At 70.8% G+C, this 26328-nt stretch carries 17 protein-coding genes; 5 read left to right on the forward strand and 12 right to left on the reverse strand.

Annotated elements, in window-relative coordinates; genetic code table 11:
• Window positions 1–19: 19 nt before the first annotated feature.
• The 3 genes from QQ657_RS20850 to QQ657_RS20860 form a co-directional block, all read right to left on the reverse strand.
• Window positions 20–8344, reverse strand: a complete 8325-nt coding sequence (locus tag QQ657_RS20850; RefSeq protein WP_284743864.1) for a SpvB/TcaC N-terminal domain-containing protein — start codon at window positions 8342–8344, stop codon at window positions 20–22.
• A 404-nt stretch (window positions 8345–8748) separates the two neighbouring features.
• On the reverse strand, window positions 8749–9405 hold the full coding sequence (locus QQ657_RS20855; protein WP_350310689.1) for a lytic polysaccharide monooxygenase auxiliary activity family 9 protein: 657 nt from the start codon (window positions 9403–9405) through the stop codon (window positions 8749–8751).
• Between the two features lie 133 nt (window positions 9406–9538).
• On the reverse strand, window positions 9539–11083 hold the full coding sequence (locus QQ657_RS20860) for a family 43 glycosylhydrolase (RefSeq protein ID WP_284743866.1): 1545 nt from the start codon (window positions 11081–11083) through the stop codon (window positions 9539–9541).
• A gap of 236 nt (window positions 11084–11319) precedes the next feature.
• Here QQ657_RS20860 and QQ657_RS20865 point away from each other — a divergent pair, with 236 nt between their 5' ends.
• Window positions 11320–15228, forward strand: a complete 3909-nt coding sequence (locus tag QQ657_RS20865; RefSeq protein WP_284743867.1) for a family 78 glycoside hydrolase catalytic domain — start codon at window positions 11320–11322, stop codon at window positions 15226–15228.
• Between the two features lie 19 nt (window positions 15229–15247).
• Here the strand turns inward: QQ657_RS20865 and QQ657_RS20870 are convergent, their stop codons facing one another.
• From QQ657_RS20870 to QQ657_RS20885, 4 genes are all read right to left on the reverse strand, one after another.
• Window positions 15248–16453, reverse strand: coding sequence for an RNA polymerase sigma factor (locus tag QQ657_RS20870; protein WP_284743868.1), 1206 nt, complete (start codon window positions 16451–16453; stop codon window positions 15248–15250).
• Window positions 16450–16803 carry a YciI family protein gene (locus QQ657_RS20875; RefSeq protein ID WP_284743963.1) on the reverse strand — a complete coding sequence of 118 codons (354 nt, stop codon included), beginning with the start codon at window positions 16801–16803 and terminating at the stop codon, window positions 16450–16452. Before QQ657_RS20875 ends, QQ657_RS20870 begins: the two co-directional genes overlap by 4 nt.
• 5 nt (window positions 16804–16808) lie before the next feature.
• A complete protein-coding gene (locus QQ657_RS20880; protein WP_284743869.1) occupies window positions 16809–17537 on the reverse strand; it encodes a dihydrofolate reductase family protein in 729 nt (242 codons plus the stop codon).
• A 121-nt stretch (window positions 17538–17658) separates the two neighbouring features.
• Window positions 17659–18264 (reverse strand): TetR/AcrR family transcriptional regulator, encoded by a 606-nt coding sequence (locus tag QQ657_RS20885; RefSeq protein ID WP_284743870.1) that lies wholly within the window; start codon window positions 18262–18264, stop codon window positions 17659–17661.
• Window positions 18265–18380: 116 nt separating this feature from the next.
• Here QQ657_RS20885 and QQ657_RS20890 point away from each other — a divergent pair, with 116 nt between their 5' ends.
• Window positions 18381–18998, forward strand: coding sequence for a stage II sporulation protein M (locus QQ657_RS20890; RefSeq protein ID WP_284743871.1), 618 nt, complete (start codon window positions 18381–18383; stop codon window positions 18996–18998).
• A gap of 210 nt (window positions 18999–19208) precedes the next feature.
• Here QQ657_RS20890 and QQ657_RS20895 read toward each other — a convergent pair whose 3' ends face one another.
• Both QQ657_RS20895 and QQ657_RS20900 read right to left on the reverse strand, forming a co-directional pair.
• A complete protein-coding gene (locus QQ657_RS20895; RefSeq protein WP_284743872.1) occupies window positions 19209–19622 on the reverse strand; it encodes a DUF6640 family protein in 414 nt (137 codons plus the stop codon).
• A 1-nt stretch (window position 19623) separates the two neighbouring features.
• Window positions 19624–19980, reverse strand: coding sequence for a muconolactone Delta-isomerase family protein (locus QQ657_RS20900; RefSeq protein ID WP_284743873.1), 357 nt, complete (start codon window positions 19978–19980; stop codon window positions 19624–19626).
• 110 nt (window positions 19981–20090) lie between these two features.
• Here QQ657_RS20900 and QQ657_RS20905 point away from each other — a divergent pair, with 110 nt between their 5' ends.
• Window positions 20091–20654 carry a TetR/AcrR family transcriptional regulator gene (locus tag QQ657_RS20905; RefSeq protein WP_284743874.1) on the forward strand — a complete coding sequence of 188 codons (564 nt, stop codon included), beginning with the start codon at window positions 20091–20093 and terminating at the stop codon, window positions 20652–20654.
• Between the two features lie 104 nt (window positions 20655–20758).
• Here QQ657_RS20905 and QQ657_RS20910 read toward each other — a convergent pair whose 3' ends face one another.
• Window positions 20759–22210, reverse strand: a complete 1452-nt coding sequence (locus tag QQ657_RS20910; RefSeq protein ID WP_284743875.1) for a carboxylesterase/lipase family protein — start codon at window positions 22208–22210, stop codon at window positions 20759–20761.
• A 34-nt stretch (window positions 22211–22244) separates the two neighbouring features.
• Window positions 22245–23150, reverse strand: a complete 906-nt coding sequence (locus QQ657_RS20915) for an MBL fold metallo-hydrolase (protein WP_284743876.1) — start codon at window positions 23148–23150, stop codon at window positions 22245–22247.
• Window positions 23151–23288: 138 nt separating this feature from the next.
• Between QQ657_RS20915 and QQ657_RS20920 the strand changes: the two genes are divergently transcribed.
• Window positions 23289–24182 (forward strand): helix-turn-helix domain-containing protein, encoded by an 894-nt coding sequence (locus QQ657_RS20920; protein ID WP_284743877.1) that lies wholly within the window; start codon window positions 23289–23291, stop codon window positions 24180–24182.
• Here QQ657_RS20920 and QQ657_RS20925 read toward each other — a convergent pair.
• Window positions 24166–24762, reverse strand: a complete 597-nt coding sequence (locus QQ657_RS20925) for a TetR/AcrR family transcriptional regulator (RefSeq protein ID WP_284743878.1) — start codon at window positions 24760–24762, stop codon at window positions 24166–24168. The genes QQ657_RS20920 and QQ657_RS20925 overlap by 17 nt on opposite strands.
• A gap of 85 nt (window positions 24763–24847) precedes the next feature.
• On the opposite strand from QQ657_RS20925, the gene QQ657_RS20930 reads away from it, so the two are divergent.
• Window positions 24848–26326 (forward strand): MDR family MFS transporter, encoded by a 1479-nt coding sequence (locus QQ657_RS20930; protein ID WP_284743879.1) that lies wholly within the window; start codon window positions 24848–24850, stop codon window positions 26324–26326.
• The last annotated feature ends 2 nt before the right edge of the window (window positions 26327–26328 follow it).

A 26328-nucleotide genomic window follows, 5' to 3' on the forward strand; every position in this document is an offset into this window, starting at 1 on the left:
GACTTGCGACGCGCGGCAGCTAGAACCTGCCCGGCCCGCGGAGGATCTCACCCCTCTGCAGCGGCCTGATCCCACTCAACGGCTGGTACCCGGCCTGGCGGAAGCGGTCGAGCTCGAGCCCCATCACCGTCGGGCGGTTGTTGTCGTAGTCCCAGCGGTTGCCCTCCTCCGGTGAAGCCACCAGGACCTTCATCCTGCGGGCGATCACCGACGCCACCCAGAACTCGTTGTTGACCGTCAGGGACCAGCCGGAGTTCGTGGGGTCGTACAACGGGTCGCTGGGGGAGAGCTTCCGCAGGTCGGGGATGTCGAGGACCTCGTAGCGCGGGTCGTTCTTGTACTTCGCGGTGTCGGGCAGCCGGCCGATCACCGCCATCCGTTCCGGGTTGTCATCGTCCGTCCGGACCGTGGTACCGGTCCGGGGGGCGGACCGGATCGCGGGGGCCGGACCGAGAGCGGCCTGCGGTGCTGTCGTCTGTGGCGGGTCCGCGACCGCGGGCGACCTCGTGGTGTACTGGTAGGCCAGGTACCCGGCGCCGATCGCCAGGAGGCTGCCGACCGTCACCGCGGCCCCGCAGACGATCGTCGCGAAACAGCCGATGACGGCGGGAGCGGCGGCGATCGCGGCTTCCGTCGCGATCGGTGCCGCGGCGGGGGCGAGTGACCAGGGGACCTCGGCCAGCCGGCCGTCGGGGTCGTTCAGCCGCACCGGGTTGTCGTACGCGTAGGTGTAGGACCCCAGGTTGGCCGGGTTCCGCACGCCGCCGTTCCCCTCACCGTCCAGATAGGACGGCAGTGCCGGGTCGGGTGACTGCCACAGCTGGGTTCTCGGGTTGTAGTAGCGGGAGCCGTAGTTGTAGAGGCCGGTTTCCTTGTCGAACTCCTTGCCGTTGTACTGGTAGGGCACCGGTGGCTTCTCGGCGCTCTCACCGGCCCAGGTCTCGCCGGACGGGAAGTACTCCTGGTGCGAGACGAGCTTCCCGTTCTTGTCCGTCACCAAGCCGGCCGAGCCGAGGTGGTCGGCCTGGAAGTAGAACTGCTCGTCTTCGAGCTTGCTCTCGACCTTCTTCGTCAGCAAACGGGCGTCGCCGACGAAGACGTGCTTGAACGACTGGCCGTCGACCTTGCTGAAGTTCTTGCTCGGCGCGATCTCCTTGACGGCGCCGTTCTTGACCACCCGGCTCCCGGACTCGTCGTACACGAAGCTCGCGGCCAGGTCCTCGCCGCGCCCGTCGCAGGACCCGGGTTCCTGCTTGACTGGGTCGTCCTCGTCCTCGGTGACGCACGCGAGCCGGTTCTCCTCGTCCCAGACGAACTGCGTGTGGTCGTCCGAGGAGGTCAGCGGCTCGGCGGCCAGGACGTTGAGCGCCTGGGCGGCGTCGCGGTCCTTGGTGCCGACGTCGATCAGGTTGCCGTTGGCGTCGTACTTCTCGGTGTCCTGGCCGATCTTGACCGGGGCGTGCGGCCGGCCGGCTTCGTAGGTGTAGCGCTGCGAGTACGTCGTGGCGTTCTGCGGGGTGACCGAGCCGCTGGTGCTCACCAGGTCGTTGCGCTGCACCTTGTTCGTGGTGTTGCCGAGGCTGTCGTAGGACAGGTCCAGCTGGTACCGGTTCAGCTTGTCCGCGCTGGTGCGGTATTCGCCACCGGCCGTGGTGAGCCGGTTCAGGTCGTCGTAGCCGAAGGTCTGCTTGCTCGGGCCGCCGATGCTCTTGGCCGGCGGGACGGCGACGTCGTTGCTCAGCTGGGTGATGTTGCCGACGTCGTCGTAGCGGTAGGACTGGTTCTGGATCTCGCGCCCGTCCGGCTGCCGCGCCTCGAGGGTGGCCAGCCGCCGGTCCGCCGCGTCGTAGCGGTAGCTCGTGCGGACGCCGGAGCCGGTCTCCGTCAGCACTTTCTGCCCGAACTTGTCGTAGTCCTGCCGGGCCAGGTACGGGTAGTCCCGGCCGTCCTTGACGCCGGCGGCGGTGGTGACCTGCCCGCCGGTGTCGTAGCCGTAGGTGAGCTGCTCACCGTCCGGGTAGGTCGTCTGCAGCAGCCGGGCGAACGAGTCGAACCGGGTGAGGGTGGTGAACGACGACCCGGCGTCCGGGGCGCTGCCGCCGAGGGTGCGGGTCTCCCGGGTGGTCTCGCCGAGCGCGCCGTACCCGCGGGTGACGGTGCCGGCCGCGTCGCGGATCTCGGTGATCCGGCCGGCGCCGTTCTCCGGGGCACCGAGCGCGCCGTAGGTGTACTTGACGTTGTTCCCGGTGAAGACCGGGTACCGGACCGCCGTGACGCGGGTGAAGTCGTAGTCGTATTCGATCGCCTTGTGCTTCGCGCGCAGGTTCGGCGTCACCTTGGTGATCACGTTGTCCGCGAGGTCGTACCCCGTCTCCGTCTTGCCGGAATCCGGGCTGTCGATCACCGTGCGGCGGCCGAAGTTGTCGTAGGCCGACTTCGTGGTGTTGCCGCGGTCGTCGGTCACGGAGGTGATCTGGCCGAGCGGGTCGTACCCGTAGCTCGTCCAGAGCACGGGCTGGCCGCCTGCGGGGTTGAACTCCTTGACGGCCGTGGTCAGCCGGCGCAGGTCGGTGTAGTTCCGCTTCTCCTTGCCGTTGGCGTCGGTGCTGACCGTCTCGAACCGGGTCGCCCCGGCCCGGTCCGGCCCGAAGCCGTAGGCCACGGTCGAGGAGGTGTCGTCCGGCAGCGTCACCCGGGTCGGGCGGTCGAGCACGTCGTAGCTCATCCGCGTGGGCGCCACGGCGTCGACCGCGGTGTCGAACGCGACGTTGCCGTCACCCTTGGGTTCGGTGACCGGGTAGTACTGCTCGGCATCCCGGCCGAGGAAGTCGAACACGTGCTTGCCGGAGACGACCATCACCGGCTCGGGTGCCGCGCCGGGCTCGGGCGCCACGCTGGCGTCCTGCTTCGTCTGGACGACGCGGCCGAGGCCGTCGGAGAACTGCACGGTGTCGATCGTGTCGTCGCGCACCCCGGTCGCGGTGTTGTCGATGTGCCGGCTGACCGCGAAGGGCACCGGGGCTTCCGGGTGGTACTCGAAGTCGATCGTCACCCGGTTCTCGGGGATCTCGTTCGGGCCCGCCACGAAGTCGGTGCGGCCCACCCGGTCGTAGTGGAAGTCGACCCGCTGGAAGTTCTCGTCGACGGTGGTCTCGGGCAGGCCGTACTTGTAGTTGTGCGTGCTCACCGAGCGGAGGTTGAAGCTGTTGACGACGGTCTCGACGTAGATCCCGACGACCGCGTCGTAGCCGTAGTCCAGCCGGTACCGCTGGCCGGCCTTGTTGACCGGCCCGACCACGGCCTTGAGGTTGCCGTTGCCGAGGTATTCCATGTCGCTGACGGCCTTCGTGCCGTCGGCCAGCAGCGCGCGGACCTGCGTCACGTTCCCCGTCTTGCAGTCCACGGTGGACTGACGGCTGCGCAGCACGGTCTTCGGGGCGACGGCGGCGACCTGGAGGGTGTTCGCCGTGCCGACGATGTTGCGGTCCCGGCAGGCGGGGTCGGTCGCGGTGTAGCCGATCCGGGTCTCGACGTCGTCGGCGGTCCCGGCGTCGGCCGCGTCGAGCACCCGCGTCTTGTTGCCGTACTCGTCGTACTCGAAGTCCGAGGACGTCGACTTGCCCGCGGCCGGGCGGCCTTCGTAGAACCGCTGTTCCGCGCGGGACAGCAACGGGAACACCGTGGCGGTGGTGCTTCGCGGGTCGACCGCCTTGCCGGTGGCGATGTCGCGCAACGCGTAGGTGTTCACCGTCTCCGTGAACGCCCTCCCGGCCGCGTCGGCGGTCACCGACCGGGCCACCAGGCCGCGCACGTAGAAGCTGTCGGTGCGGTACTCGGTCGTCACCGTCCGGAACAGGGCGTCGCCGGCGCCGGCGTCCCGCTGCTCGGTGACCACCCGGCCGAAGCCGAGGAACTGCCGCTCCAGGCGGTCGTAGCGGCCGTTCTGGTACTGGAAGGTGGACAGCTGCACGTCCTGGCCGTCCCCGGGGTGACCGTCGGACACGCGGGTGCTCGCCAGCACCCAGCGCGACTGCGGCAGGTCGGTGGTGTTGCCGTCGCGGGTGTAGTCCAGGTCGATCCGGCCGCCGAGCGGGCGGCTCACCGAGCGCAGCAGGTTGGTGCGGCCGGTCTGGTTCTCCGCCACGACCAGCTCGTTGTCGCGGGTGGACCGGACGTGGTCGGGGTAGCCGTCGCCGTTGACGTCGCGCAGCGCGAGCTCGGACCGGCCGATGCCGGTGGAGGTGTCGGCACCGGGGTTGAACACGACGCAGGCGCCGGCCAGGATGCCCAGGCAGAACCCGAAGGTGAAGTACGCGCCGGCGCCGAGGCCGGCGTTCTTGTCGGCGTTGATCCCGCCGAAGCCGCCCTGGAACGGCGTGGGCGCGAGGAAGCCGTTGCCGGTGTTGATGGCGACGCTCATCGGGGCGCCGTCCCGGGAGAAGACCCGGTCGGCCAGGCCGTCGCCGTTCAGGTCCGCGAGGCTCGCGTCCGTTTTGGACGTTCCGGTCGAGGCCGAGACCCCGCCGGCCAAGCCGTAGAAGTCGGTGTTGAAGCCGAGGTCGGCCGCGGCGTTGCGGGTGTCGGAGTCGTTGAGCGGGCCACCCGGCCACGGTTCGGGCGCGGCGAACCGGTAGCCGAGGTTGAGCGCGGCCGTGCCGTTGTCGTAGACGCGGTCGGGCAGTGCGTCCCCGTTGATGTCCAGCAGGTCGAACCGGCCGCCGGACTCACCGCCGCCGACGCTGCCCCCGATGCCGAGGCTCGGCAGTTCGCTGCCGGACTGCGCGGTGACGGCGTTCGCGTCGGCCGGCGGGCCGCTGTGGCCGCGGCCGTTGGACATCGTCCGGGCCGGGCTGCCGGCGTTGGCCGACGCGGTGAAGGCGCTGGAGTCGCTTTCGCGGACGTTGGCGGCGCCCAGGGAGCCACGGGTGCTGCCGAGCCCGCCGGTCATGTCCGAGTACTGGATCCCGGCCGAGCCGACCACGTCGGGGAAGCCGTCGCCGTTGAGGTCGAGGAAGTCGACCTGGCCGCTGCTGCTGCCCCGGGCGACGCTGGCCCCGGCCCCGATCGGCACGCCGGGCAGGCTCGCGCCGAACGTCGTCGAGACCTGGCTGCTTTCGGCGACCCGGGACACCCCGGTCGCGCCGGCGAAGTCGGAGTCGCGGGCGACGTCGATCCGGTCGGTGCCGAGCCGGGAACTGGCGGCACCGGCGCCGGCGACCCAGGTGTTGCCGTCGTCGCTGCCCCAGCGGCCCTGGGCGGGCTGGGGTGCGAGCACGACGGCGTTGGGCGGGGTGACGCGGCCGTCGAACCCGGGGACGTCCTCTTCCTTGGGAGCGCCCGGGATCCGGTCGCGGTAGTTCGCGTCGATCGCCAGGTCACCCTGCACGATGGGCGCGGTGGCGCGGTCGCGGTTGCCCTGGTAGCCGATCGCGGCCCAGCCGCGGTAGGGCTGGGCGAACGCGCCCTGCTCCGCCGAGGCGTGCAGGGCGCTGGGCACCGGGTCGAACGTCACACCGTCGGAGCTGACCGACGCGCTCGCGGTGATCCGCGCGGGCGCTGTCGTGTCCAAAGTGGAGAAATCGAAGAACAGCTCGTCGCCCTCGTTCGCGGACACGTTCACCCGCAACGATTCCGGGTCCGGCGCCGGTCCACTCGCGACGTCGATGACCTTCTTGGCCAGCAGCGCGCCGCGGCGCTTGACGGTGAACACGACCCGGGTGTCCGGGCCGCTCACGGCCAGTTCCGGCTGCACGGTCAGCTGACCCGTGCGGGGCGCGGTGTAGGACTGCTGCGGTGCGGTCAGGGTGTCGACCGGGTACATGTCGAGGTCGTAGGGCGGGCTGATGGTCATCGTGGGGTTGCCGTCCTGGTCGACGACCGGCACGTCGCCGTCCACCGCGGTGTAGTGCGCGGACGGGACCCAGTGCAGGGCGCCGGCGTCGATCGGCGAGTCCGCCCGCAGCCGCCACGACAGCGTGTCGTTCGCCGTCACGGGGATGTCCAGGTCGATCGGAACGGTCCCGCCCGTGGCCGCGGGCAGGGTGCCGGTGACGACGTCCCGTCCGTTGCGCGTGATCACGACCGCGACGTCGTCGGTGGTCGGCCCGACCTTGGACGCGTCCCCGGACAGGTGCAGCGTGCCGGTGACCGGCGCGGTCACCGTCGACGGCCGGCCGCCGAGGGTGAAGTCACGCGAGGCCAGGTAGCGCTGGTTGTCCAGGCCGTTGACGTCGGTGCCGGCCGGGACGCTGGTGTAGGTGATGTCCGGGTCCCACGCGACCTGGTCGAACTTCCCGTCCAGCACCGACTGGACGCGGAAGTAGATCCGCTCGCCGCGGTGCACCGGCACGGCGTCCACGCCGGACGGCGTGTACTGGGCGGGGTCGCCGGGCATGATGCGCTGCGACCACAGTTCGGCGTTCTCGTGCTGCACGGCGACGCGGACGCCGTCGGCGGCGCGGTCGGCACCGGGGTCGCCGATGAGCCGCACCCCGCCGGCGATCCGGACGGTGCCGTCATAAGGCGCGACCCACCGGCGCACGCCGTCCAGCAGCGGGAAGGCGTCGACCTGCCGTTCGAACTCGGCGGTCTGGTCGCCGACGACGGTGCCGGTCACCCCGCCGGCGCCGATCGGCACCGGGGTGTCCTTGCTGTTCGCGCTGTAGGCGGGGTTGCCGTTGGCGTCGAGGTGGCCGAACAGCACGCTGCCGTTGCTGACGAGGTCGGTCAGGCCGTCCGCGTTGACGTCCGAGAAGTAGCGGTCGGTGCGCGTGGTGGTGGACACGTGGTCGAGCTGCGCGGCCACGCCGATGAACGACTCGACCCCGGACGTGACCGACCGGGTCGACTCCGAGGAGATGCCGGGCAGGTTGGTCAGCGCGATGGGCGTGTCGCCGAACTTGGTCTCGCCGCCGGGCCCGGACAGGTTCGGCCGGTAGAACACGCCGGCGCCGGTGCGGAACACCTTGTCCGGCAGGGAGTCGCCGTTGACGTCGGTCAGCGCGAGCAGGCCCTCGGCCGAGCCGGCTGCGAAGCCGACCTTGCCGCCGGCGGACCCGGACTTGCGGGGCACCGTCGGGTTGAAGCCGACGTAGAGGTGCCCGCCGGCACTGCTGGACGTGGTGGCCGAGAGGGCGCTGGCCTGCCCGCCGGGCACCGGCGCGCCGAGCGAGTCGCCGGGCGTGGTCCAGCCCTGGGCGTCGGAGAAGCCGCGGTACTCGCCGGCGCCGGTGCGGATGTCGTCGAAGTAGCCGAAGGTGTGGGTGGTGAAGAGCTTGAGGTCTTCGCCGTACTGGGAGACCGACTCCAGCAGCGTCTTGGCGAACGCCCCGGTGCGGTAGTTCAGCTCGTAGGCGCGGATCGGCTTGTCGTCGAGGTAGACGTCGATCCGGCGCAGCAGGTCGGCGGTGACCTCCTTGAACCCGTTGCGCGCGTCGATCTCGACGTCCTGGCGCCGCGGCTCACCGCGTTCCCGGTCGCGGATGAAGGTGATCGAATACCGGCCCTCGATCTTGCCCTGGCCGGTGTAGGTGATCCGCTTCGGGTAGAGGGCGACGCCGGGCACCGTGCCGCCGGTGACGCCGACGTCCGAGACCTGGACGTTGTGGTAGCGCACGAAGTTGTCGTTGGCGTCGCGCACCTCGCGCAGCGCCCACACCGCGATGTCGCCGAACTCGTCGGTGAGGGTGGTGCTTTCCCCGGGGCTGTCGGCCGGGCCACCGAAAATCGACCGCGTGCCGTTCTTCGCGGTCACCTCCCACCAGTATTCCCGGGGGGTGGCACCGTGTCGCATGATTCTGCTGAATTGGCCTTCGACCCGGGTGTGGAACACTTTTTCCGCGGTCCGTGGTACTAGTTCGGTGCGATTCGCGACCGGAGTCAGCTGCTGGCCGTTGAGCAGGTAGGTCTCAGTTTCCAGGGCACCGGCGTAGCGCGGGACACCCCACCGCGTGTCGATCGTGATCGACTGCGTGGCAAGCCCCCAGCCGACCCCCGTCCAGCCGTTTTCCCCCGCCGAGTCGTACGTCAGCCCGACGGCCGGCTGGGCGTCGCCCCGGCCCGGCGGCACCTCGATGGGGTAGCTCAGCCGGGCGTCCCCGGTGGAGTCCGCCGTCGGCGGCTGCACGAGGTTGACCTTCGCGCCCGGATCGGCGGCTTGGATCCCCTGGAGCTGGTTGGCGTCGAACGACGCGCCTTCCGGGTGCGCCGGCACGTCGACCAGGCCATCACCCGCGGCACCGGCCACGGCCGGCGGCTCGGCGAGGCGCGCGGCCGGTGGGACCACGCTCGCGAGCAAGGTCAGCACCACCCCCAGTGCCACGACGTTGCGAGGAATTTCGGGCACGCGGCGACGCTGACCCCAGGGGCTCATGATCCGGGACCTTTCGTATCGGTCGTATCAGCGGATCGTGGTTTGATCAGTAAGGGGTGGAACGTACCGATACCGGATATACGAACGCAATCCGTTCGAGCCTTGCCGGAAAGACCGTTCGGCGAATTCGGCCATCAGTCTCAAGGGTTTAAGGCGACGGACTCAGGAATACGTGACCCAAAAGGGCGTACCGGATTTTGGTGCCGCCGGCCGTGCGACCGAATGGTCGAGCCTGCTGGACGAATATACCCTCGACGGCCGGTGAACGCCGGGTGGAGGCAGGGTTGAACGGGCTTTCCGTGTACTATTTCGAAATCGTCGATTCCGCGGGAACGCCCGGGCCGGTGCTGCGGGCACCGGCCCGGGCGGACTCCGCGCTAGCCGAAGGTCACGTCACTGCACCACATGTAGGTCTGGTCCTGGTGTGACGCCTGCCAGATGGTGAAGACGACGTGGTGCCCGGTGTAGGCACCCGAGGTCTGGACGGTGAAGGTGATGTCCTTGGCCGGGGCGTACCGGCCGGTCTGGGTGACGAAGTCGAGGTTGCCCCAGCCGAGGCGCTGGGTGGTGGGGTCGAACCCGTTCTTGCTGACGTAGACCCGGAGGTAGTCGGCGCCGTGGCTGGCCTGGTCGTACAGGTGCATCGAGAAGGTGCTGCCGAGGGCGGTGGTCTTCCACGGTCCGGTCGTGTTCAGGGAGTTGTTGCGCGACAGGGCATTGCTGCAGAGCTGGCCGTCGGGGGTGGCGTTCTGGAAGTTGCCGCCGAGGCCGTCCCGCAGTGCGCTCATCCAGTTCCACATGGTGTCGGCGTTGGCCTGGAAAGCCTGCCAGCACATGGGGTCCTGCTGCTGCATGGCCGGGTTCGTGTGCTGGCTGCCCCAGTCCTGCCAGCACTGGTAGGCGCGGGTGGCGGGGCCGACGATGGTGCCGTGCGCCGAAGCTGCCGGCACCCAGAGGAACATCCCGGCCAGAGCGGCGACGAGCACCGCGAGGACGCTTCGCCGTCGGGCCGTGGAAGTGGTCCGTGTACGCATTTAATGGGCCTCCATTCGTGATGAGTGGTGGTGATCCATTGGGAGCGCTCCCAGCGTGGCACACAGAGTAGCCGCGATCCGGTAAAACTTCAACAAACCGGACGGGGTGACGGTGGCTCGTTCCCGCGCGGGCCTACCCGCTGACGCTCGTCGAGAACTTGAGCGAGCGGCCGGCCTCGACGCGGAACGTCGAGCCGTTGTCGTTGCTGTACGCCTCTCCACCGCCGGGGTACGGGCTGGAGTCGTTGTACGCCAAGCCGTAGCAACCGGTCGTGTTCGCCGAGCGGACCAGCAGGCCGTACCGTTGCCCGGCCACGACGGGGATGCCCGGCGCCACCGTGACGTCGCGCGGCGACCAGCCGATCTGCCCGGCCGGCACGACGGTGGAACTCAGTGCGGCACCGGCCGGCTGGAACGCGTCCGTCGCCCGGTAGACGCTGATTTCGAGGCCCGCGTCGGGGTTGCCGGCCTGGAAGCTCGTGTACGAGACGGCGGACAGCCTGCCGGTCCGGCCGGCCACGAACGTCTGGAACCGCGCCACCCCGGAGCCGACGTCGCAGTACGAGCGGAACCCGCTCACGCCGTCCGCCTGGTCGACGTCTTGCGGCGGGATCTGGTGCCCGGGCGCGCCGGTCGACAAGGTGAGGGAGAACGAGTTCTGGCAGCTGATCGGCTCGATGGCCCCGGCGGCGGTGAAGGACAGCGGGGCCCAGAAGTAGTTCGCCAGGGCTTCGTTGCGTTGCGCGTTGTTCCAGAGGTCGCTGGCGTAGAGGTACGTCGTGCCCGACGTCGTCGGGATCGCCGAGACGAACGCCGGTTGCCCGCCGCAGGAGTCCGCGCTGATCTTCGCCGGCGCCGACCACGGGCCCAGCGGGCTCGAGGCCGTCCGGTACGACGTCCCGGTGCCGGCGCAGTACCCGCAGTTCGGGTCGGAGTAGGTCAGGTAGTAGACGCTGCCGCGCTTGAACAGGGCCGGCGCTTCGGTCTGCTGCTGGCCGAGCCGGGTGTAGTGGCCCGTTCCGGTGCGGTAGTCGCCCGAAAGCCGCTCCACGACGAGGTCGCCGTTGCTGCGCCAGTCGGTGTAGGCGAGGTACGCGGTGCCGTCGGTGTCGACGAAGACGTCGTGGTCACCGTTGTTCACCCCGCCGGCCGGGGCGTCGTTGTTCACCGCGAGCGTCGGCACCGGTGCTTCGGTGAACGGCCCGGCGGGCGACGGACTCGTGAGCACCCGGAAGCCGACCTGGTTGTCGTAGACGTTCACCCACAGCACGTACTGCCGGGTCCGCGCGTTGTAGCCGACGTGCGGCCGGAAGCATCCGTACGTCGCCCCGTTGCAGCGCGTCTGCCAGACGCCGGTGGGCTCGAAGAGCCGGCCTCGGTCGGTCCAGTGGACGAGGTCGGGGGAGGTGTAGACCTTGAACCCGCAGAACGGCGAAGTCGTGGCCTGCCAGGCGAACCCGCAGTCGTAGCTGGTGCCGTAGAGGTAGTACGTCCCGTTGAAGAAGGCGATCTCCCCGTCGTGGGCGTCGACCGAGTTGCCCTGGGTGTCGAACCGGATGACCTGGTGGCCCTGCGCGTCGAAGTTGGTCACCGTCGTGGTGAACGGGGACGCGCTCGCGGGGAGCGCCATGGCGAGCATCGCCACGAGTGCGAGGACGAGCGGGCGAAGGGTCCTCATGGTGGTCTCCTGCCTCGCTCATCTCCGTTGCATGAAACGATTCAACGGACGAACGTAGGTGATGCGGGTCACGGTCGTCAAGGTCTCGCGGCTGATCGGGTGTCTTGTTCCGCGTCATCCGGACAGGATCGACGTCGTTCCTTGTTTCCCCGTCGCGGAGGTTGTAGAAACTCCCTCGGCTGATTGAAACGTTTTATACGCGTCAGGAGACGTTCATGCGCCGGTCGGGAACCTCGATGAAGAGGCAGGCTGTCGTCGTCGCGCTCGCGCTCGCCGCGGCGGTCGCACCCACAACCGCGTCGGCGGAGCCCGCGCACGGCGGCCCGCTGCCGCCGACGTCGCTGCGTGCCGACGGCCAGGCGTCGAACGCGGTGGCGGCCAGTCCACAGCCGACGTTCGCCTGGACGGTGAACGACACCGGACGCGCGGAAACCCAGACGGCGTACGAGATCCGCGTCGACGGACCGCGGTCCCACTGGGACTCCGGGCGCGTGCCGTCGGCGAACTCGGTCGACGTCGCCTACACCGGACCCGCCCTCGACAGCGACCGCACCTACCAGTGGTCGGTGCGGACCTGGAACAGCGAGGGCCGGCCGTCGCCGTGGTCGGCGCCCGCGAAGGTCGACACCGGTCTGCTCCGGCCCGCCGACTGGTCCGCGTGGTGGCTGCAGGCCGACGACGGCGCGCTCGTGCGTGGCAGCTTCGACGTCACCAAGCCGGTCGCCCGCGCCCGGCTGTACCTCGGCGCCCAGGGCGTCGCCGAGCCGCACCTCAACGGCGCCCGCGTCCAGCCCGACCGGGTGCTCGACTCCGCGGTGACCGACTACGCCGCCCGCGTGCTCTACCGCGACCTCGACGTCACGAACCTCGTCAAGCCCGGCCGCAACGCGCTCGCGTTCATGGCCGGGAAGGGGCAGTACACCGGCCGCCCGGCGCTCGTCGCCCAGCTGAACGTCACCTACGCCGACGGCTCGACCGCGCGCTTCGGCACCGGCCCCGACTGGAAGACCCACGCAGGCCCGGTCACCGGCGACGACTTCTACTACGGCGAAACCTACGACGCCCGCAAGGAAATCGCGGGCTGGGACACCGCCGGGTTCGACGCCGGCGCCTGGCCCGCCGCGCTCGCCGTGGCCCCGGCCTCCCACCGCCAGAGCCTGGCGCAGGGCAAGCCGGTCACCGCCCTCGACACGACCACCTGCTGCGGCTGGTCCCCGGCGGCCGTGACCGACGGGATCGACGGCTCGAGCGACGCGTCGGAGGGCTACCACTCCGCCATCGAAGCCGGTGCCGACACCGTGAAGTGGGCCCAGGTCGACCTCGGCTCGGCGCAGCACCTCGGCTCGGTGACGCTGTTCCCGGCGCGCCCGACCAACGACCCCGCCGGTGACTTCCCCGGCGCCGGCTTCCCCGTGCGCTACCGGGTCCAGGTCAGCGACGACCCGGCGTTCGCCACCGCGACCACCGTCGCCGACCGCACGGACGCCGACCAGCCCAACCCGGGCACCGCGGCCGTCACCCTGCCCGCGGACGTCACCGGCCGGTACGTGCGGGTGACCGCGACCAAGCTCGCCTGCGCCGGTACCAGCTGCACCTTCCGGCTGGCCGAGATCGGCGTCTACGGCCCGAACCCGGCGGTGGTCGACAGCGGCATCACGCAGCTGCGGCCCGACATCACCCCGCCGTCCCGGATCGTCGCGAACTTCCAGCCGGTCAAGGAAACCCGGCCCGCGCCGGGCGTGCGCGTCTACGACTTCGGCCAGAACCGAACCGGCCAGGCGACGCTGCGGGCCGCGCAGCCCGCCGGGACGACGGCGTCGCTGAAGAAGGGCGAGATCCTCGACGCGAACGGCCGCGTCACGACCGCGAACATCAGCTTCAACGGCTCTGAGCCGCCTCGCCAGACCGACCACTACACGTTCAGCGGCGTCGGCACCGAGACGTACCTGCCGCACTTCAACTACGCCGGCTTCCGTTACGCCGAGCTGACCGGGGTTCCCGACGACGCCGCCGTCACCGTGACCGCGCAGGAGATCCACACCGATGTCGCCTCGACGGGCGGGTTCGACACCTCGGACCCGGGGCTCGACAAGATCCAGGCCGCCGTCACGCAGACGCAGCTGAACAACCTCGAGTCGATCCAGATGGACTGCCCGACCCGCGAGCGGCACGGCTGGCTGGGCGACGCCGCCGACTCCGACCAGGAGGCGATGGCCAACTTCGACATGCAGGCGTTCTACGCGAAGTGGCTCGGCGACATGGTCACCAGCAGTGGCGCCGACGGCAGCCTGCCCTCGGTCGCGCCGGTCAACGGCCGCACGGACTGGCTCACCGACCCGGCGTGGGGCACCGCGTACCCGCAGATCATCTGGGACTCCTATACGCAGTACGGGAACACGCAGCTGCTCGCGACCCACTACGACCACGTGAAGGCGTGGGTCGACTACCTCGGCACGATCAGCGACGCCGACCACGTCGTCGTCAACCCGCCGACGTCGTGGGGCGACGACTGGCTTTCGACGGTCAGCACGCCGCACGGCTACTTCCAGACCGGCTTCTCCTACTTCGACGCGACGCTGCTCGCGAAGATGGCCGGAGTCCTGGGAAAGCAGGCCGACGCCACGAAGTACACCGCACTCGCCGGGCAAATCGCCACGGGCTTCCTCAAGCGCTTCTACTCCGCTGAGACCGGCGTCTTCGGCACCGGGACGCAGCTGTCCTACGCCCTGCCGCTGGTGTTCGGGCTCGTCTCGGCCGGGCGTGAACAGACCACAGTGGACCGTCTCGTGGCTGACATCGCGGCGCACCAGAACCACGTCACGACCGGCTTCGTCGGCACGACGCTGGTGTTCCAGGCACTCGGCAAGTACCAGCGCAACGACGTCGCGCTGGCCATCGCGCAGCGCACCGACTACCCGAGCTTCGGCTACATGGTGAACCAGGGCCCGGGGACGATCTGGGAGAAGTGGGACAACTCCTCGGCGCCGGACGGCACGTCGTCGAAGGACCACATCGGACTCGGCGGCGCGATCGGCCAGTGGTTCCAGCAGCAGCTGGCCGGGATCCAGCCCGGCACGCCGGGCTGGCGCGAGTTCACGCTCGCGCCAGCCGTCGCCGGGAACCTAACCCACGTGACGGCGCAGCAGCAGACCGTGCGGGGGACCGTGGTGAGTTCTTGGCGGCGTGACGGAAGCACCCTCACCTACCACGCGACGGTTCCGGTCGGGGCGAAGACGACGATCCGGCTGCCGCTGCTCGGCGGCAAGCAGTCCTCCGTACGCGAGAACGGCCGCACGATCTTCACCGACGGCCACGCGGCCCAGCCGGACCCCGGCCTGACGGTCGGCAAGGCCAACGACGAGACGCTCACCCTGACCGCCGGTTCGGGCGACTACACGTTCACCGTGACGCCGCCGCGCACGCCGTTCACCCGGCTCGCGCTCACCACGGGAACGCCGGCCGCGATCACCGCGGGCGGCAGCGGTGACGTCCCGGTGGTCGTCGAAGGCCGGTCCACAGTGGACGCGCAGGCGACGCTCGGTGCCGAGGTGCCGGCGGGCTGGACCGTGACGGCCACCCCGGCCGGAATCCCGTTGACCCCGGCCACTTCCGAGACGCCGGCGACCGTGCGGATCACCGTGCCCGCGGGCGCCAAGAGCGGCCTGTACCCGGTGACGCTCACCGTGAAGGCACCTCGCGGGGCAGAGGCGAAAACGACGGTGAACGTGCCCGTGTTCGGCAGCTGGGCGAGCGGCACGACGGCGTCGGCGTCGAGCGAACACGCGCCGAACGTCGTCAACGGCGCGACCCGCACCTATCTCGCGTCGAACGCGATCGACCACGACCTGGCGACGTTCTGGAACGACGACACCGACAGCCGGTTCCCGGACACCCTCACCGTCACGGCGCCCGCCGCGACCGCGTTGACCGGCGTCGGCTTCGCGTCCAACCCGGACGGTGTCCCGACCGACTTCACCGTGCAGACCTGGGACGGCGCCCAGTGGGCCGACCAGGTCCACGTCACCGGCAACACCGCCGTCTACCGGTGGATCCCGTTCCCGGCGCCGGTGACGACGACCCAGGTGCGGATCGTCGTCGCGGCCGCGCAGAACAGCTTTTCGAGGATCGCGGAGGTGACGCCGTGACGCGGCGTCGAGCGCACGGTCACCCCAGCCGCGCGGCGCGGGTCAGGAGGTGGCGCCGCTCGGGCTCGCTGGTGGTGCGCCGGGCCGCTTCCCGGTAGCCGGCGCGCGCCGCGTCGTGGTCGCCGGCCAGCTCCAGCAGGTGGGCCCGCACGGACACCAGGTGGTGGGAGGCGGAGATGCGCTCGTCGGCCGAGACGGCGTCGAGCAGGGCCAGCCCGGCCGCGGGGCCGTGGACCTCGGCCACCGCCACCGCGCGGTTGAGCGTCACCGTCGGGTTGGGGGCCACGCGCTCCAGAACCGTGTAGAGGGCCAGGATCTGCGGCCAGTCGGTGACGTCGGCGGTGGGTGCCTCGTCGTGGACGGCGGCGATGGCGGCCTGGAGCTGGTACGAGCCGATGGGGCCGCTGGCCAGGGTGTTGGTCACGAGCGCCACGCCCTCGGCGATGGCCTCGGTGTTCCAGAGCGTCCGGTCCTGCTCGCTCAGCGGCACCAGCGAGCCGTCCGGGGCGGTGCGGGCCCGGCGGCGGGCGTCGGTCAGCAGCAGCAGGGCCAGGAGCCCGGCCACCTCGCCGTCGCCGGGGACCAGCCGGTGCAGCTCGCGGGCCAGCCGGATGGCCTCGGCCGTCAGCTCGGCCCGTACGAGCAGCGTCCCCGACGTGGCCGTGTAGCCCTCGTTGAAGACGAGGTAGACGACGTGGAGCACGACGCCGAGCCGCTGCGCCTGCTCCGCCGGCGGTGGCAGGTCGAAGCCGGCTCCGGCCGCCTTGATGCGTTGCTTGGCCCGGCTGATGCGCTGCGCCATGGTCGCCTCGGGCACGAGGAAGGCCCGGGCGATCTCCGTGGTCGACAGGCCGCCGACGGCCCGCAGGGTCAGCGCGATCTGCGACGACGGGGTCAGCGCCGGGTGGCAGCACAGGAACAGCAGCGTGAGGGTGTCGTCGTCGGCGTGCACCTCGCCACCGGCGGGCGGAGTGCGGAGCGCGTCCGCCTCCTCCCGCCGGCGGCGAGCGGCGTCGCTGCGCACCTGGTCGGCGAGGCGGCGCGAGGCCACGGTCACCAGCCACGCCCGGGGGCTCTCCGGCCACCCCTCGACCGGCCACTGGGCCGCGGCGGCCAGCAGCGCCTCCTGGACGGCGTCCTCGCAGGCGTCGAACCGGCCGTAGCGACGCACCAGCACCCCGAGCACTTCCGGGACCAGCCGCCGGACGGCCTGCCAGTCGCTCACGGCCCGACGTTGGCCTCGTGCATGAGCGGCCGGACCTCGACACCCCAGTGGCGTGCCGAGGGGTTGCGGGCCGCGATCTCGAGGGCCCGTTCCAGGCTGTCGCAGTCGAGGATCGTGAAGCTGCCCAGGAACTCCTTGGCCTCGGCGTAGGGGCCGTCGGTCACCACCGGCGTCCCCTCGGCGACCCGGACCATCTTGGAGTTCATCTGGTCGGCCATCCCGTAGGCGCCGACCAGCTCACCGGACTCGAACAGCTCCTGGTTGAGGGCATCGGTCTCGCGGATGAGCTCGGCGAGGGCGTCCGCGCCGATCGAGGTGAAGGCTTCCTCGTTGCCGTAGATCAGCAGCATGTACTTCACAGCGCGCTCCTCTGCTCCGCCTGGGCCGGTCCGACCAGCTCACCGCTGGCCCCGCGATCGTCCAAGACCAGTTTCGACCGCCCGGTGACGGTATAGCGGATGTGGGTGACCCCGGGCGACTCGACGACCCGGGTCGGCACCAGCTCGATGCCGTCGTCGGTGCCGAGGCCGAGGCCGGGCCCGAACAGGCGCTGCCCAGCACCCAGCAGCACAGGGGCGACGTGCAGCTCGAGCTGTTCGAGCAGCCCGGCGGCCAGCACCTGGCCCAGCAGCTCCCCACCACCGGCCACGGCGACGTCCTTGCCGCCGGCGGCGTCCCGCGCCAGCTCGATAGCCCGCTCGAGCCCCTCGGTGACGAAGGTGAAGGAGGTGCCACCCTGGCGTTCGAGCACCTCCCGCGGACGGTGGGTGACGACGAACACCGGGGCGTGGAACGGCGGCTCGTCACCCCAGGGGAACTCGCCGGCGTCGAACATCCGCCGTCCCATGACGTAGGCACCGGCGGAGGCGAACATCTCCTCGACAATCTCCGAGTCGGCCGACCGTTCACCCCCGGCAAAGCCCTGCCGCTCCCGCCAGGCGGCGGCGTCGACGGCCCACCGGGTGACCCGGAAGAACCCGGGCGCTTCGGGGCCGTGCATCCAGCCGGTCACATCGTCGGCAGCCCGCGGACCGGTGTAGAAGCCGTCGAGGGACACCGACATCTGGGCGGTCACCTTGGTCATCGTCGGAGCTCACTTTCGTGGGCGGCGGCCCTGCCGGCCGCGCGAGTGCCCATGAGTCGGAGCCGACCTCTCGTTCTCGACATGCGGCAGCGAGGAATTTTCGCGCCCGGCGGAAGCGCCGTCAGAACCGAGAGCCGAGGACGTGGTCGACGGCCGCGTTCAGCGTCTCGGTTTCGGCGGCCAGGATCGACTCCTCGGAGGGCAGGGCCCTCGCGATCGAGAGTCCGTTGAGGACGGTCACGAGGAATCTGGCACGCCGGCCGTCGTCGCCCTCGGCGAGTGCGCCTTCGCCTCGCAGGACGGTCAGCCAGTACTCGACACGGCGTTGGCCTTCCCGCTCGATCGCGAGATACGCCGCGCGGCTCTCCTCGGTCGGTTCGGGCTCGATGTACGTCTTGAAGATCTCGCCCCACCCCGCCCGTGCTTGTTCGCCGACGCCGGCGAGTGCGAGGACTTGCCGGAGGCAGTCGATCAGCCGGTCCCGTGCCGGTGCCGATCGGTCGTGGATCCGGTCGCCGGGGGTGATCACGTCGTAGATGCCGGCGAGGACGGCGTCCTGCAGCACGCGCTGCGTGGGGAAGTGGTACCGGAGCGAGCCGGTGCTCACCCCGGCCCGCGCCGCGACCGCGCGCACGCTGAGCCGCGCACCCTGGTTCTCCCCGAACATCGCCATGGCCGCCTGAAGAATCCGGTCCCGGCTGCCGGTCCCCGTCTCCTGCTCCGCCATCGGCACCTCCGCTAACACACTGTACTAGCACGCTGTGCTACTGTCGCGGCCCGCTGCACTAATACAGTGTGTTAGAGCGGTTGACATGCGGTTTCCTCGACGAACGGACGTAAACCATGCATCGCCTCCGCAGGCTGTTCCAGATCATCCGCGCCGACCTCCGGGCGTATCTCCTCCTCAATGTCTTCGTCTACGGAGTGCTGCTCCTCGGGATGGCGCTGGGAGTGCTCTTCCCGGACCTGCACGCCTCGCGGGTCGCCTCGTTCGCGGGAGGTGAGCAGGGGGCGCTCGTCAACGCGGTGGTCGGCAACGGATGGGTGTTCGGCGCGGTCATCTTCCTCGTCAACGTGTTCCCGACCGCGCTGCTGCTCATCACGCTCCCGTCGCTCGTGGTCCCCTTCGCCGGGCTTGCCGTTTTCGCGATCAAGACGATCGACCTGGGCATCACGCTCGCCCCGGTCGACGCGACCTCGCGGCTGACCCTCATCCCGCATTCCCTGACGCTGCTCATCGAGTTCCAGGCCTACGCGCTCGTGATGTTCGGCGCGTACCTGCTCGGCAGGTCCTGGCTCCGGCCCGCGACCGTCGACGCCTCCACCCGCCGGCAGGGTTACGCGCGTGGCCTGGCCCTCCTCGGTCGGCTCTGGCTCCCGGCACTCGCGCTGTTCTTCCTCGGTGCGGTGTACGAGGCCCTCGAGATCTACTTCCTCGTGCCGCTGGTGCTCGGATCCTGATTTCGCGTGCGCCTGGGGGTCACGCGTTGAGCCGGGCCACCGCGGCGACGATCTGCGGGTTGTCCGACTGCATGCGGCCGGCGGTCCTGGGCGACGTTGCCCGCGGCGTACTCACGCAGCCAGTGCGCACGTCGGGGATGCGGTACGCCTCGTCGATCGCCGAGGTGATGTCCGCCCCGCGATCGCGAACCCTCGTTCGTCACGGCACTGTCATGCCCGGCTGATCCGGTAGCGATCGAGCGAATAGCCGAGCAGGATCAGCCCGAGGCTGGGCAGGGTGTATTTGAGCTGCGGCCAATTGTCTTCGCGGGGCGGGTCGACGCTGGCGGTCCCCGGATAGAGTGCGGCGGAAAGCTGGGTGAGCCCGTACAGGCTGGCGATGACGGCCGCGCTGTCCAGCGATTCACGCGACCCGCCTGGTTTCCACAAGTGGTACAGGGCCGCCAGGGACAGTGCGGCGCCCATGCTCATGGTTTGGGCGTTGTGGAACTTGGCGTGGGGCGGCCACGCGGGATTGTGGATGTGCGTCTCGTTCCAGTCGGCGACGTACGAGCCGATCATGGTCCCCGCCGCGGACAAGGAAATGAGCACCTTGCCGAACGGGAACGTCTTGAGCTTTCCCACCCTATTCTCCAGCAGTCCGCAGAGGTGAATTCTCGGCGGAGGATCGCGCCCGGTGGGCGAGTTCCGCGGGGTCCGGGGGCGTGGTCGGGTAGACATCGGCGTCGAAGAACCGGGCGAAAGGCAGGGTCGCCAGTGTCTCCGCGACCTGCTTCTCGTCGGCGGCGATGACTTCGACGAACGTCGCCCGGCGGGCGGGGGAAATGTAGTGGGCGCCGATCCGCCCGGCCGAGCGCAGCACTTCCAGCTGCTTCTGCTCGTCGTCCCGCAACGCGGCGAATTCCGTGAGGTCCGTGTCGTCGCGGAGCGTTGCGACGACCATGAACGTGGGTGCCGCGGCGGTGGTCCTGGTCGGTGGCATGGGCTGTCCTTCCTCGCAGTGATGTCATCAGCTGACATCACCGTACCATGTTGATGTCAGCTGATGACATCACTGCGGGTGCCGGGATGCGACGGCACTAAACTCGGGGGATGGGACGATGGGAGCCGGGAGCCGGTGGCCGACTGCGTGAGGCCGCGCTGAACCTGTATCTCGAACGTGGCTTCGAGCAGACCATGGTGGCCGACATCGCCGAACGGGCCGGCGTGACGGCCCGCACCTTCTTCCGCCACTTCGCCGACAAGCGCGAGGTCCTCTTCGACGCCGCGGCCGAGCTGGAGGAGAAGTCGCTGGCCGCGCTGGAGGCGGCGCCCGCCACGGCTTCGCCGCTGGAAGCCGTCGCGGCCGCGCTCGACGCCGTGGCCGGGATCATCGGGCACGACCGTGACCTCGCCCGGACGCGGCACGCGGTGATCATGGCCAACGCCGATCTCCGGGAACGTGAGTTGATCAAGCTCGCCCACCTGTCGGCCGCCCTCGCCGACGGGCTCCGACGGCGGGGTATCGCCGCCGCCGAGGCCAGCCTGGCTGCCGAAACCGGCTCGGCGGTGTACCGGGTCGCCTTCCAGCGATGGGTCGACGCCGACGACCTCGACCTGCGCGATGCCATCGACCAGTCGTTCGCTCAGCTGCGAACCCTGACCGCATCCGACTGATCCGGCTGCTCGGCCCGCGCCGACAGTCGGGTGGGCGGCTGCCTGGTGTGCGGGGTGGATGAGAAAGCCCTGCTCGGACGTCCCCGACTGCACCGGCTGGGCGGTCACTCGCCGGCGAAGCCTCCCAAGACTTCCCTTCGTGGTCGCTGCGGGTCGTACGCCGCCCAACCGGGGTCGCCGTGGGTTGCGAACGCGACCCAAGCGCCGTGCACGCGGACTGCCAGCCCGGCGGGCGCCGGGTCGGGCCCCAGCAGGCCCGCGTCGCCGTGCAGCCACGGTTCGTCGGCGATGTCGAAGACGAAAGGCAGCTCGACCGTGTGGGCGGCGCCCAGCCGCCCGGCCAATGCCGTCGAGCGGTGGCCGAACGAATAGGCGTAGGTGCGGCCGCCGGACAGCCGGGCGTGGGCTTCGATCATCCGGGCGGTACCGGCTCCGAAGAGAGCCTCGCCGAGCACCGCGGAGCGCAGTTCGCCCGGGGTCGCTCCCGGCCGGGCCGCCCGATGGGCCGCGACGACGGCGGCGGGGTCCGCGTGAACCTTCGCCGCGACGGCGAGCACGTCGTCGTCCACTGTGGACTCCAGCTTGCCTTGCGGTACCAGGTAGAGGTGACCCTCTTCCGTGGTGGTGCCGATGAGCAGATCGACCTCTCCCGCCGGCCCCTCGGCCAAGGCGTCGGCCGGCTGCACGGGCAAGACCGGGGCGAACGGGCTCAGCCCGGCGAGTGGGTCCGTGGCCGTCGCGGTCCGCAGGTCGATCCCCGCGAGGGCCGGCAGGATCCCGAGGAACCGCTCGTCCGGGATCTCGGCGAAGGCCTCCGCGGTGGGCCGCACGCCCAGCGCCCGCGCGGCCGCGGCAGCGACCCGCCGCGCCTGCTCGGGGGTGAATGCGCCGGTGCCGCTGCCGCTCTGGACGATCGCGCGCCGGAACAGCCCCTTGGCCTCCGGCGTCGCCAGCAGGGCTCCGGTGATCGTGGCACCCGCGGACTGGCCGGACAGCGTGACGTTCCCGGGATCGCCGCCGAACGCGGCGATCGTGTCCCGCACCCAGCCGAGCGCGGCGACTACGTCGAGCAGGCCGCGGTTGGCGGGGGCGCCCGCCAGGTCGAGGAAGCCGGGGACGCCGAGGCGGTAGTTCACCGTGACCAGCACGACGCCGTCTCGGGCGAACGCCCGGCCGTCGTAGAGCGCGGCGCGGGTGGAACCGGTGACGAACCCGCCGCCGTGCACGAAGACCATGACCGGCCGCTTCCGGCCGCCGGTGCCGGGCGTCCGGACGTCGACCGTCAGGTACTCCTCGCCCCGCACCCAGCCCGGGCCGAAGTAAGGAGTCATGTCGAGCCGGCCGAAGTCCCGGGCCGGCTGCGGCGCGGTCGGCGAGGGCGCGGTGGCGTCCCGGACCCCGGACCAGCCCGGGTGGGGTACCGGCGGTGCGAAGCGACCGGCGCCCGTCGGGGCCGTCGCGTACGGGACGGCGCGGTAAAGCTCGCCGAACCGGTCACGAACACCGCGCACGGCACCGGCCGGGGTGCCGACGATCGGATCTGCTTGCTGGGACACGGAAAACGCTTCCTCTCGTGGACTGCTGCCGGGCTCAGGCGATGCGGGAGAACCCCGCCCACTCCTTGATGGCGAACTTCGATCCGGCGCGCTCGACCTCGGCGCCACCCTGGCCGCCGAGATGTGCGGGGAAGACGAGCGCGTTGTCCTCGGCCGCGCGGCCGAGGAGCTTGTGCCGCGTCGCCCGGGCCTCGGCCGGGTCCTCGCAGAAGCAGGAGTTCGTCTCCGGCTCCACGAACTGCAGCGGGGTGTGCACCAGGTCGCCGACGAACAGCGCGCGGTCGCCGCCCGACTCCAGCGTCAGCACGGACGACCCGGGGGTGTGGCCCGGCGCGAGGTCCAGCCGGAGGTTCTCGTCGATCCGGTACGAGCCGTCCCACAGGTGGGTCAGCCCGGCTTCGTGCACCGGGGCGACGCTGTCTTCGAAGACGTTCTGGTTTCCGCGGCCCAGCAACGGTTCGTGGTTGTTGGCGGGGTTCCAGAAGTCGAAGTCCTGCCGCGTCATGAGGTACGTGGCGTTCGGGAACGTCGGTACCCAGGTGCGGCCGTCGAGGTGGGTGTTCCAGCCGACGTGGTCGATGTGCAGGTGGGTGTTGACGACGACGTCGACGTCTTCGGGCCGGACACCGGCGGCGGCGAGGTTGTCCAGGAAGTTCGTGTCCAGCCGGCTCCACACGGGCGCGTAGGGACGGTCCTTGTGGTTGCCCACCCCGGTGTCGACGAGGATCGTCCGGCCTTCGCTGCGCAGCAGCCAGGTCTGGATCGCCGAGACGCACTCGCCGGTCTCGGGATTCAGGAAGTCCGGGGCGAGCCAGTTCCGGTGTTCGTCCCAGGCACCGTCGGGGCTCTCGGGGAAGAACTCCCCGGGGCCCATCTCGACCGAGCCGTAGTACTCCTTGACGCGGGTGACGGTCACGTCGCCCAGCGTGATCTGATCCATGGTCACTCCTCGGGAATCGCGGGCAGCAGCCCGAACGAGGTCGAGCCTGATCGGGTCCGTGCGGGGCAACCAGTCCTGCGTTGTCGTACCCCCGGCAGGGTGTGGCTGAGCGGTGCCGCACGCGGGGATAGTGGGGTGATGGACGGATCGAGCCCGCTCGGCGACTTCCTGCAAGCACGGCGGGCCAGGCTGCGCCCGGAGGACGTGGGTCTCCGCGACCTCGGGCCGCGCCGGCGGGTGGCGGGGTTGCGCCGGGAGGAACTGGCGCAGCTGGCGGGCGTCAGCGTGTCCTACTACACCCGGCTCGAGCAGGGCCTGTCCCGTGGCGCGTCGGCGGAGGTGCTCGAGGCGATCGCCGGCGCCCTGCTGCTCGACGACCACGAGCGGGACCACCTGGAACGGCTCGCCGGGGCCTCGCGCCGGCTGCCGCGGGTGCGCCGGCCACGCCCCGAGAAGGTCGCCGAGGAGACGCGGGACCTGATGCGCTCCTTCGACGGCGTTCCGGCGCTCGTCCTCGGCCGGCGCACGGACGTGCTGGCGTGGAACCCCCTCGGCCACGCCCTGCTCGCCGGCCACGTGGACCCGCTGAGCCCCGACGACCCCGCGCGCCGGCCGAACATGAGCCGGATGGTGTTCCTGGACCCGCATTGCCGCGAGCTCTACGGGGACTGGCGGCGGAAGGTGCGCGCCGTCGTGGGCAACCTGAGGATCGCCGTCGGCCGGTATCCGGAGGACCGGTTGCTCGCCGAGCTGATCGGCGAGCTGACGATGAAGAGCCCCGAATTCGTGGCGTTGTGGGGCGACCACCGCGTGACGCCGTGCGATGCCGCCACCTACGAACTGCACCATCCGGTCGTCGGCACGGTGACGGTCACCCAGCAGACCCTTGCCCTCATGCGATCGCCGGGCCAGTCCGTCGTGGTGTGCACGACGCCCGCCGGGTCGCCGTCGGAGGAGGCTCTGGCGTTGCTGCGGCAGGTGGGCCCGCGGTCAGCCCAGGCAAGTCCGCGGCCCGTCAGGCGCGCGCCGTGACGAGCGGCCAGAAGATGTCGTCGACGATCGAGCGGATCCGCTCGGGGGAGACCTGGCGCAGGGTCATGAGGATGTCGTGGCGCATGAGCTGGAACGGCAGGTCGAGGACGTCCTGCGGGATGCGCGCGAGGTCGATCTCGCCGCGGTCGTGGGCCCGCTGATACACCGGGTCGGACCGCTTCGGACCGTCGCCGAGCACGGTGAGCCGGACCTCCTCCGGGGTGAGGCCGGCGCTGTCGCGCAGGCCCGCGAACGTCGCGCCGACGAGCGTCGCGAGCTCGGTCCGGCCGGCGTTGATGTTCCGGAGCAGCGCGAGCAGGTCGTCGCGGAGGTTGCCGGTGTCCGGGATCTCGACCGGGTGGGTGTCGCCGTAGTGCCGGATGGCCGCGAGCACGAGGGCGTTCTTGTCCGGCCAGCGGCGGTAGAGCACCGCGATCCCGGTCTTCGCGCGGTCCGCGACGGACTCCATCGTCAGCTTCGCGAACCCGGCCTCGGCCAGCTCCTCCCAGGTCGCGTCGAGGAGCGCGTGCTCCAGCTCGGTCCCTCGGCGGCGGCGTTTGACCGTATCGGACGTCGGCATGCGTCCAGGATAAGAGAGACTTGCATTCCTTCGCCAGTCCTCCTACTCTCGCCAATAAGGAAATGATCCATCTCTTATTGGGGCCATGATGACAGCGGACACCCCGGCGCGCGACGGCGTCGACCCGAAAGTGCTGAAGACGGCGTTGATCCTGGTCGTGGGGGCCTTGGCGGTCGTCTTCGACACCACGATCGTCAGCGTCGCGCTGCACCAGCTCTCGGCCAGCCTCGACGTGCCGGTTTCGACGATCCAGTGGGTGACGACCGGCTACATGCTCGCGCTCGGCGCGGCGGTCCCGCTCAGCACCTGGGCGCTGGCCCGCTTCGGCGGCAAGCGGGTCTGGATGTTCGCCCTCGCGGTCTTCCTGGTCGGCTCGGTCGGGTCGAGTCTCGCGTGGGACGCGGGGTCGCTCATCGGCTGGCGTGTCCTGCAGGGGCTCGGCGGCGGGCTGATGCTGCCGGTGATGACGACGCTGATCATGCAGGCGGCGGGAGGGCGCGCGCTCGGTCGCACGATGACCTGGGTCGCGCTGCCGGGCCTGCTCGGGCCGGTCCTCGGCCCGCTCGTCGGCGGGGCGATCATCACGGACTTCAGCTGGCGCTTCATGTTCTGGGTCAACGTGCCGTTCTGCGTCGCCGGCTTGATCCTCGCGGGCCGCTACCTCGCCGAGGACACGCCGGCCGCCGCCGCCGTGCGGCCCCGGCTGGACGTCGGCGGCCTCGTGCTGCTCGTCCCGGGCATCGTCGCCGTGCTCCTCGGCCTGTCCGACGCCGGTGCGGCGGGCTTCGGCAGGCCCGGCGTCCTCGCGCCGCTCGCGCTCGGCGCCGCTTTCCTCGTCGCCTTCACGATCTACGCGCTGCGTCACCGCGACCCGCTCGTGGACATCCGGCTGCTCGCCGCGCGCTCGGTCGGGTCGTCGACCGCGGTGCTGTTCCTGTCGGGCTTCTCGCTGTTCGGGGCCATGCTGTTGCTGCCGCTGTACTACCAGGAGGTCCGCGGCGTGAGCGCGCTGGCCGCCGGGCTCATGCTCGTGCCGCAAGGCATCGGGGCATTGCTCAGCCGTCAGATCGCCGGCCCGCTCACCGACCGGATCGGGGCGCAGTCGATCGCGATCGTCGGGTTCGTCGTCGTCGCGGCGGCGACCGTGCCGTTCGCGTTCGTCGACGCGACGAGCGACGGCCGGCTGCTCGCGCTGTGGCTGCTGATCCGCGGCGTCGGGCTCGGCGCCGTCACCATGCCGGTGATGACGGCCTCCTACGTCGGGCTCGCCCGCGCCGAGATCGGGCACGCGAGCGTCCTGACGCGGATCGCGCAGCAGGTCGGCGGGTCGTTCGGCACGGCGGTGCTCGCCGTTGTCCTCGAGCAGGCCATCGCCGGCGACGGGCCGGGCGCGGTCGTGGCAGGCTTCCACGTCGCGTTCTGGTGGGCGACGGGCTTCTCGCTCCTCGCGACCGCATTGTGCATCTGGCTGCCGGGGCGCAAGCAGGTCCGTGCCGCCGCCGCTGTCGCTGCGGCGGCGGCACCGACAGGCGTCGCCACAACGGTTTCGCCCACCGGCACGTGACC

This window comes from Amycolatopsis ponsaeliensis (genome assembly GCF_030182635.1).
Classification (GTDB): Bacteria; Actinomycetota; Actinomycetes; order Mycobacteriales; family Pseudonocardiaceae; genus Amycolatopsis; species Amycolatopsis ponsaeliensis.

Excerpts from the sequence above, each read along its gene's own strand:
- QQ657_RS20855 (WP_350310689.1), bottom strand. The coding sequence starts at position 9,405 with ATGCGTACACGGACCACTTCCACGGCCCGACGGCGAAGCGTCCTCGCG.
- QQ657_RS20860 (WP_284743866.1), bottom strand. The coding sequence starts at position 11,083 with ATGAGGACCCTTCGCCCGCTCGTCCTCGCACTCGTGGCGATGCTCGCC.
- QQ657_RS20865 (WP_284743867.1), top strand. The coding sequence starts at position 11,320 with ATGAAGAGGCAGGCTGTCGTCGTCGCGCTCGCGCTCGCCGCGGCGGTC.
- QQ657_RS20875 (WP_284743963.1), bottom strand. The coding sequence starts at position 16,803 with ATGCTGCTGATCTACGGCAACGAGGAAGCCTTCACCTCGATCGGCGCG.
- QQ657_RS20880 (WP_284743869.1), bottom strand. The coding sequence starts at position 17,537 with ATGACCAAGGTGACCGCCCAGATGTCGGTGTCCCTCGACGGCTTCTAC.
- QQ657_RS20885 (WP_284743870.1), bottom strand. The coding sequence starts at position 18,264 with ATGGCGGAGCAGGAGACGGGGACCGGCAGCCGGGACCGGATTCTTCAG.
- QQ657_RS20890 (WP_284743871.1), top strand. The coding sequence starts at position 18,381 with ATGCATCGCCTCCGCAGGCTGTTCCAGATCATCCGCGCCGACCTCCGG.
- QQ657_RS20900 (WP_284743873.1), bottom strand. The coding sequence starts at position 19,980 with ATGCCACCGACCAGGACCACCGCCGCGGCACCCACGTTCATGGTCGTC.
- QQ657_RS20905 (WP_284743874.1), top strand. The coding sequence starts at position 20,091 with ATGGGACGATGGGAGCCGGGAGCCGGTGGCCGACTGCGTGAGGCCGCG.
- QQ657_RS20915 (WP_284743876.1), bottom strand. The coding sequence starts at position 23,150 with ATGGATCAGATCACGCTGGGCGACGTGACCGTCACCCGCGTCAAGGAG.
- QQ657_RS20920 (WP_284743877.1), top strand. The coding sequence starts at position 23,289 with ATGGACGGATCGAGCCCGCTCGGCGACTTCCTGCAAGCACGGCGGGCC.
- QQ657_RS20925 (WP_284743878.1), bottom strand. The coding sequence starts at position 24,762 with ATGCCGACGTCCGATACGGTCAAACGCCGCCGCCGAGGGACCGAGCTG.
- QQ657_RS20930 (WP_284743879.1), top strand. The coding sequence starts at position 24,848 with ATGATGACAGCGGACACCCCGGCGCGCGACGGCGTCGACCCGAAAGTG.